Consider the following 6553-nt stretch of genomic DNA (forward strand, 5'->3'; position numbering starts at 1 on the left):
ATCGGGTGAGGAGCGGGCGTTTCGGGGCAAGGGTCAGCTGGCGGCCGGAGGGTCCGGCCCGCTCCGCGGAGGTGCGCCATCCTCGTCATCACCACTTCTCAGGCCGGGGGCGTGGCCGGCGACCGGCTGGCGGAGGTCGCCGCCGAACTCGGGCCCGACGCCGAGGTGGCGCGGTGCTCCGACCCCGCCGGCCTCGACGCCGCGCTGGACCGCGGCCACGAGATGCTCGTCGTCGCGGGCGGCGACGGCACGCTGCACACCGTCGCCGGTGCGCTGTACCGGCGCGGTGAGCTGGCCAGCCGCACGGTGGGGCTGGTCCCGATGGGCACCGGCAACGACTTCGCGCGCGGGACCGGCATCCCGCTGCAGCCGGTGGCGGCCGCCCGCGCGCTGCGCGCGGGCACGGCGCGCCCGCTCGACCTCATCGTGGACGACACCGGTGTGGTCACCGTGAACGCGGTGCACATGGGCGTGGGGGCCGACTCCACCCGGGCGGCGTCGCGGCTGAAGCGCTGGCTGGGCCCGGCGAGCTTCCCGGTGGGCGGCCTCATCGCCGGATGGGCCGCGCGCGGGTACCGGCTGCGGGTCGAGGCCGACGGCGAGGTCGTCATCGGGCCCGAGCACCGGGTGCTGCTGGTCGGCCTCGCCAACGGGCCGCGCGTCGGCGGCGGCCACGCGATCCTGGACCCCGACGCCCGTCCCGACGACGGCCGCATCCGCCTGGTGGTGTCCCGGTCCCGCGGCCCGGCGGCCCGCCTCATGCACGCCGTCCGGCTGCACCGCGGGACGCACCCGATGGAGCTGGACCTGCACCGCCGCAGCGCCGCGGTGGTGCGGGTGAGCGGCGAGCCGTGCTCGGCCACCTCCGACGGGGAGATCGAGGACGGCATCGTCGACCGCACCTGGCGGGTGCTGCCGGGCGCCTGGAACTTCGTGCTGCCGGATCAGCCCGACCGGACGAGTTCGTAGCAGGCGATCGCGGCGGCGGCCGTGACGTTGAGGGAGTCCACGTCGCGGTCGGCCATGGGCACCCGGACCCGGGCGTCGGCCTGGTCCAGCCACCGGGCCGACAAGCCCTCGCCCTCGGTCCCGAGCAGCAGGGCGTGGCGGTCGCCGGGGCCGGCGCCGGCGAGCGCGTCGGCGAGCGGGACCGAGCCCGGGGCCGGTGTGAGCGCGAGCAGCCTGAACCCCAGGTCGCGCAGCGTCGACAGGCCGCCGTACCAGTCGGTCAGCCGGGTGTAGGGCAGGGTGAACACCGCCCCCATGGACACCCGCACCGCCCGGCGGTACAGCGGGTCGGCGCAGCGCGGGGCGAGGACGACCGCGTCGATCCCCAGGCCGGCGGCACTGCGGAAGATGGCGCCGACGTTGGTGTGGTCGACGATGTCCTCCAGCACCACGACGCGGCGCGCGCCGGCCAGCACGGTGTCGAGGTCGGGCAGCGGGGTGCGGTGGAAGGACCCCAGGACGCCGCGGTGCAGGTCGAAGCCGACCAGCCGCTCGGCCACGGCCTCGGGGACCACGTAGACCGGGACGGCGGCGAGGTCGCCGGCGAGGTCGGACAGGAGGTCGCGCCGGCGCTCGGTGAGCAGCACGGAGCGCGGGCGGTAGCCGGCGTGCAGGGCGCGGCGGACGACCTTCTCGCCCTCGGCCATGAACAGTCCGTGCTCGGCCTCCAGGCTCCTGCGCAGGTTGACGTCGCGCAGCCGCAGGTAGTCGGCCAGCCGGGCGTCCGCCGCGTCGGCGATCTCGATGACGTTCACAGCGGTTCAGTATGTCCGGTGGCCGGCACCGCCGCGCTACTCCAGCGGATCGGTGAGCGACTCGAGCCGCTGCCAGCGGGCCTCCTGGCAGGAGCCCTGCCGGTTGAGCTCGGTCTCGACCCGCGTGCCGTTCCACGTCCCGGTGACGGTGGCGCTCTGGCCTCCGTAGGTCGTCTCGGTGCAGATGGCCCCGGGCGCGACCTCCTCGAACGGGTCGGCGGCGTCCTCCTGCTCCGCGTCGCGGGCGAGGTCCGCGCAGACCACGGGGTCGGTGGCGGCGTCGCCGGTGCAGGTGAGCTCCTGCTCGTACACCTCGTCGCCGGTGTCCACCACGATGCGCAGCGACCCGATGGGGCCCGTCGGCAGCCCGTTCATCGCGCTCATGCTCCGCACGTCCTCCAGGGGCGGACCCGCCACCGACAGCGACACCAGGGAGGCGCCGACGACCGCGACGTAGCCCACGGCTCCGCCGAAGCAGAGCGTCCCGAGGACCGCGGTGCCGATAGAGCCGGAGGATTCCCGGCGGGGGTTCAGCTTGAGCATGGCCGCCACTCTAGAAGTCGACGAACTACGACGAACTACACGGATTTCCCCGAAGCCGCACGGAACCGTCGTCCCGGTGCCGGCCGAACGCCGCGCGATCCCCCTGTACGCGCGAGCCGGTCTGCATCCTAGCCGCGATCCCGCGGCGGGATCATCTCGCCGAAAATGTTCGATCACGGTTCGTATCAACGCGTACGTGAAACCGTTACCGGACGTCCGCCATCTCCGGCATCCAGCCGCCGTTACCGCCGGTCGCGGCATGCGCCCCGGAGGCATCGCCCCGAAAGATCACGATTAGGAGTCGAATGCACACAGGATGGGTCCGCCCGAAACCCCGACCGGCCCTGTCCGGAATACCACTCATGCCATAACTCGCCCCTTTCATCCGCATCCCGGGTTGAGTACCGTTCCGTCCCACACCGTCGGCACCGACCCCGTGAGGAAGCCTTGGGACGCCACCGCGGAACCCCTCCCGAAGACGCTCCTGACTCCCCCCGCCCCGACCGGGTACGGCGCCGCCGCGGCCGGAGGAGGGCGTTCGCCGCACTGAGCGCCGCCTGCGCGATCCTGCTCGCGCTGGCCCTGGGCGGCTGGCTGCTGTTCGAGCGCCAGGGCGGCTGCGGCGGCCAGGAGATCCCGCTCTCGGTCGCGGCCGCCCCCGAGCTCGCCCCCGCGCTCACCGAACTCGCGGACGCCTTCAACGACGAGCGGCACGCGGTCGACGGCCGGTGCGTCCGGGTCGAGGTGCGGGGAGCGGACCCGGCCGACGTCGCCTACGCCGCCATCGGAGCCGACCCGGCGGGCGGCGGTGCCGACTCCGATGTCTGGATCCCGGACTCCTCCCTGTGGCAGAAGATCGTCCAGCGCGACGCGGCGGAGACGACGCTCACCGGCACGGGCACGTCGGTGGCGAGGACACCGCTGCTGGTGGCGCAGCGGCCCGGCGGCACCGACTCCGCCTCCCAGGGCGAGCGGACGCCGTCCTGGGAGACCCTGCTGCCGACCGCCGCGCCCGGCGCGGAGAGCGCGGGCGTGCAGGTCATCGACCCCCTGCGCAGCTCGTCGGGCCTGGCCGCGCTCGCCCTCGTGCACGGGGCCATCGGCGGCGGCGACACCACGAGCCCCGAACTCGTCGCCGCCCTGCAGAACCTGCAGCGGGACGTCTCGGCCGACGAGGCGTCCGCCTTCGAGGCGCTGCGGGACGGCAGCGCTCAGCTCGTGGTGCTCTCCGAGCAGGCGGCGCTGCGCTACAACACCGACCACCCCGACGCGCCGGCCCGCGTCGGCTACCCCGAGGACGGCACCTACACGCTCGACTATCCCTACCTGCTGCGTACCGACGACGCGCTCGCCGTCCGGGCGGCTGAGGCCTTCCGCGGACAGCTCGTCCGGCAGGAGGCGCAGGCCGTCGTCCGCGCCGCGGGCTTCCGCTCGGCGGACGGCACCGCGGACGCCTCCGCGCTGGACGGCGCGGCCGGCTTCCGGCTCACCCCGCCGGACGACCTGCCGACGCCCAGCGACGGTTCGGTGACCTCCCTGCTGCGGGCGTGGAACCAGCTGCAGATGAACAGCCGGATGCTCGCGGTGCTGGACATCTCCGGATCGATGGCCCAGGCGGTGCCGGGGACCGGGCTCACGCGGATGCAGGTCACCACGCAGGCCGCGAGCCAGGGTCTCGGCATGTTCCCCCGCGACGCCGAGATCGGCCTGTGGGAGTTCTCCGTGCGGATCGACGGCGACCGCGACCACCGCGAGGTCGTGCCGATCCGCCCCCTCGGCGAGGAGGTCGACGGCGGCACCCACCAGGAGGTGCTCGGCTCCGCGCTGGCGGGCATCCGGCCCGAGCCCGACGGGGACACCGGCCTGTACGACACGATCCTGGCCGCCTACCGCGAGATGACCGACTCCTACCGGGGCGACCGGGTGAACACGATCCTGGTGCTCACCGACGGCAGCAACGACGACGACCGCAGCGTCTCACTGGACGAGCTGCTGGAGGAGCTCCGGGACGCCTACGACCCGGACCGCCCGGTCAGCGTCATCTCCATCGCCTTCGGTCCCGACGCCGACCCCGAGCCGCTGCGCCAGGTGGCCGACGCCACGCACGGCGCCGCCTACGCCACCGACGACCCGACCGAGATCGGCGACATCTTCCTGGAGTCCTTCGCGCTGCGGGTCGCCGAGGACGAGTGAGCGTGCGCCCCGTGGCCACACCTGGCCGCGGGGCGCCGGACGCCGTTCGCGGTGGCCATGCAGATCGGGCAGACCGCACTTCCCTCCCCCACACGATGACACCCGGGTACACCTATGGACTTACCGGGCGTCTTCGCGTACTCAGGGTGGTCAGAGCACCCTGCACCTGCGAACGCTGGGAGGTGGCCCTGGTGGCCAACGCGTGGATGCCCGGCGCCGGACGAGTCCGCCGCGCCACTCCCGGGTCCGCCCTCTACGGAGGCGCGCCCCGGGCCGTCTGGCAAACGACCGAATCCGATCCCGGCGCCCTGTCGGCGCGGGCCGTCGCCCAGCGCCTGGCCAGTGACGGGCGCAACGCCCACCTGGTGTGGAACCCGCTCAGCGGCGAGGTCGTCCAGTTGCTGCCCGCCACCGTCGCCGCCGCCGGCCAGCTGGGGTGCTCCGACGCGGTCGACCGCGCGCGCGAGGGCCGCGCCTGCCTCCTGGTCCTGGTGGTCGGCCGCGCGTCGCACCCGGTCACCGACGGCCGGATGGCCGGGTTGGCCGCGATCCTGGAGTGGCTCGACTCCTGGGGCGTCGAGCGCCGCTGGCCCGCCGGGCCGCCGCCCGAGGCGGCGTCCGCCTACGGCTCCGCGGGCAGCGTCCGCGCGTGGGCCCAGGGCGGGCACTTCGGGCACTCCCAGGTGCCGGCGAGCCGCGCCGTCGGGCCGGGTGCGGTCGACGTCCGGCGGATGCTCGGGATGGAGATCCCGGCCCAGCGCACGATCCCCCAGGCGCCCCGCGCTCCGGAGCCGCCGGAAGGCGACTCGGACCCGACCGGGAACGGGACCCGGCCGCACGCCGCCACCGCCTCGTGACCGGCCCGCACGGCGCGGGTGCGGACAGCCACCGGAACCGGACCCCTGGTTATCCACCACCCGAAAACCCCTTAGTCTGTCGGCCATGGGTGGATCGATCGAGCCTGGCTGGTACGCGGACCCACGGGGCGAGGATGGGCAGCTGCGCTGGTGGAACGGCGAAGCGTGGACGGAGCACGTCCGCTCGCTCGCCGAACTCCGCGGGGAATCAGGGCAACGCTCGGCCGCGTCCGCCGACGACGAGGCCACCAGCGACCTGACCGGCGCGGCGGGCGGGCCGGCGGACCGCTCCGGTGACGGGGCCGCGGAGGCCACCATGGACCTCGGCGCGCTCGGCGGCACCGCTGCGGGCACCGGCTCCGCCATGCGCGCCGATCCGCCCGCCCGGCCGGTCGAGCCCGTGGACGAGGCCCTGTCCACCATGCGCATCGACCCCGACGACCGCCCGCACCGCCCCGTCGACCCCGTGGACGACGCGCCCGCGACCATGCGCATCGATCCGCCGAGCCGCCCGCGTCCGGCGTCCCCCGACGCCGGGCTCGAACCCTCCACCATGCGCATCGACCCGCCGAGTCGGCCCCAGGACGCCCGCTCCGCCGACGTGGACGAGGACGAGGACGACCCGACCGCCGACCTCAGCGGCATGCGGCGGCCGGCGATCGACGACGAGGAGGAGAGCGACCCCACGCGCGACCTCACCGGCGAGTCGGCCGCCGAAGCCGCGCCCCGGACCGCGGTCTTCAACCCCGGCGACCCGCTGTTCACGGCGACTGCCGCGGCCGGCTCCGCACCGCCCGAGGAGCCCAAGAAGGGCGGCTTCAAGCTCAACAAGTTCCTCGGCAACCTGAAGGAGGGGCTGCAGGACTACCGCTCCGAACTCGCCGAGGAACGCAAGACGCGCCAGGAGGAGCAGCGGCGCAAGGCCGAGGAGGAGGCCAAGCGCCGGGCCGAGCAGCAGGCCAAGGAGGAGGAGCGTCGCCGCGAGCAGGCGGCCTCCGGAGCCCCGGCCGCGGCGGCCCCGGGCGCTCCCCCCGCCGCCTCCGATCAGGCGGCCGGCGGCGGCCCGGCCGCGGCCCCGGAGGCGGGTCCGCCGGCCCCCGCAACCCCGGAGGCCGGCGCATCCGGCGCCGCCTCCGCGGCACCCCCGCAGCATTCGGGAACGGGCGGTCAGGCCCCCTGGCCGCACCAGCGGCCGGG

At 75.0% G+C, this 6553-nt stretch carries 6 protein-coding genes; 4 read left to right on the forward strand and 2 right to left on the reverse strand.

Going from position 1 to position 6553, the window contains the following annotated elements; translation table 11 throughout:
- Positions 1-111: 111 nt before the first annotated feature.
- A complete protein-coding gene (locus DEF28_RS13635) occupies positions 112-969 on the forward strand; it encodes a diacylglycerol/lipid kinase family protein (RefSeq protein WP_233515285.1) in 858 nt (285 codons plus the stop codon).
- On the opposite strand, the gene DEF28_RS13640 is transcribed toward DEF28_RS13635, so the two are convergent.
- Both DEF28_RS13640 and DEF28_RS13645 read right to left on the reverse strand, forming a co-directional pair.
- On the reverse strand, positions 945-1763 hold the full coding sequence (locus tag DEF28_RS13640) for a TrmH family RNA methyltransferase (protein ID WP_114398604.1): 819 nt from the start codon (positions 1761-1763) through the stop codon (positions 945-947). The two genes, DEF28_RS13635 and DEF28_RS13640, sit on opposite strands and share 25 nt — an antisense overlap.
- 36 nt (positions 1764-1799) lie before the next feature.
- Entirely contained in the window at positions 1800-2306 is a 507-nt protein-coding gene (locus DEF28_RS13645; protein ID WP_114398621.1) for a hypothetical protein, read from the reverse strand.
- A gap of 447 nt (positions 2307-2753) precedes the next feature.
- On the opposite strand from DEF28_RS13645, the gene DEF28_RS13650 reads away from it, so the two are divergent.
- From DEF28_RS13650 to DEF28_RS13660, 3 genes are all read left to right on the forward strand, one after another.
- The gene (locus DEF28_RS13650; protein WP_233515286.1) at positions 2754-4499 is read left to right on the forward strand and encodes a substrate-binding domain-containing protein; all 1746 of its coding nucleotides are present in this window, start codon (positions 2754-2756) and stop codon (positions 4497-4499) included.
- Positions 4500-4645: 146 nt separating this feature from the next.
- Positions 4646-5356: a hypothetical protein gene (locus tag DEF28_RS13655; protein ID WP_181874342.1), complete on the forward strand. Its 711-nt coding sequence runs from the start codon at positions 4646-4648 to the stop codon at positions 5354-5356.
- 85 nt (positions 5357-5441) lie between these two features.
- Positions 5442-6553, forward strand: a 1112-nt coding sequence (locus DEF28_RS13660; RefSeq protein WP_114446149.1) for a DUF2510 domain-containing protein, incomplete at its 3' end; no start/stop codon positions are given.

The sequence above is a fragment of the Marinitenerispora sediminis genome (assembly GCF_003336425.1).
Taxonomy (GTDB): domain Bacteria; phylum Actinomycetota; class Actinomycetes; order Streptosporangiales; family Streptosporangiaceae; genus Marinitenerispora; species Marinitenerispora sediminis.

Bases quoted from the DNA above. Each gene is read 5' to 3' on its own strand.
- DEF28_RS13645 (WP_114398621.1), bottom strand. From the start codon at position 2,306: ATGCTCAAGCTGAACCCCCGCCGGGAATCCTCCGGCTCTATCGGCACC.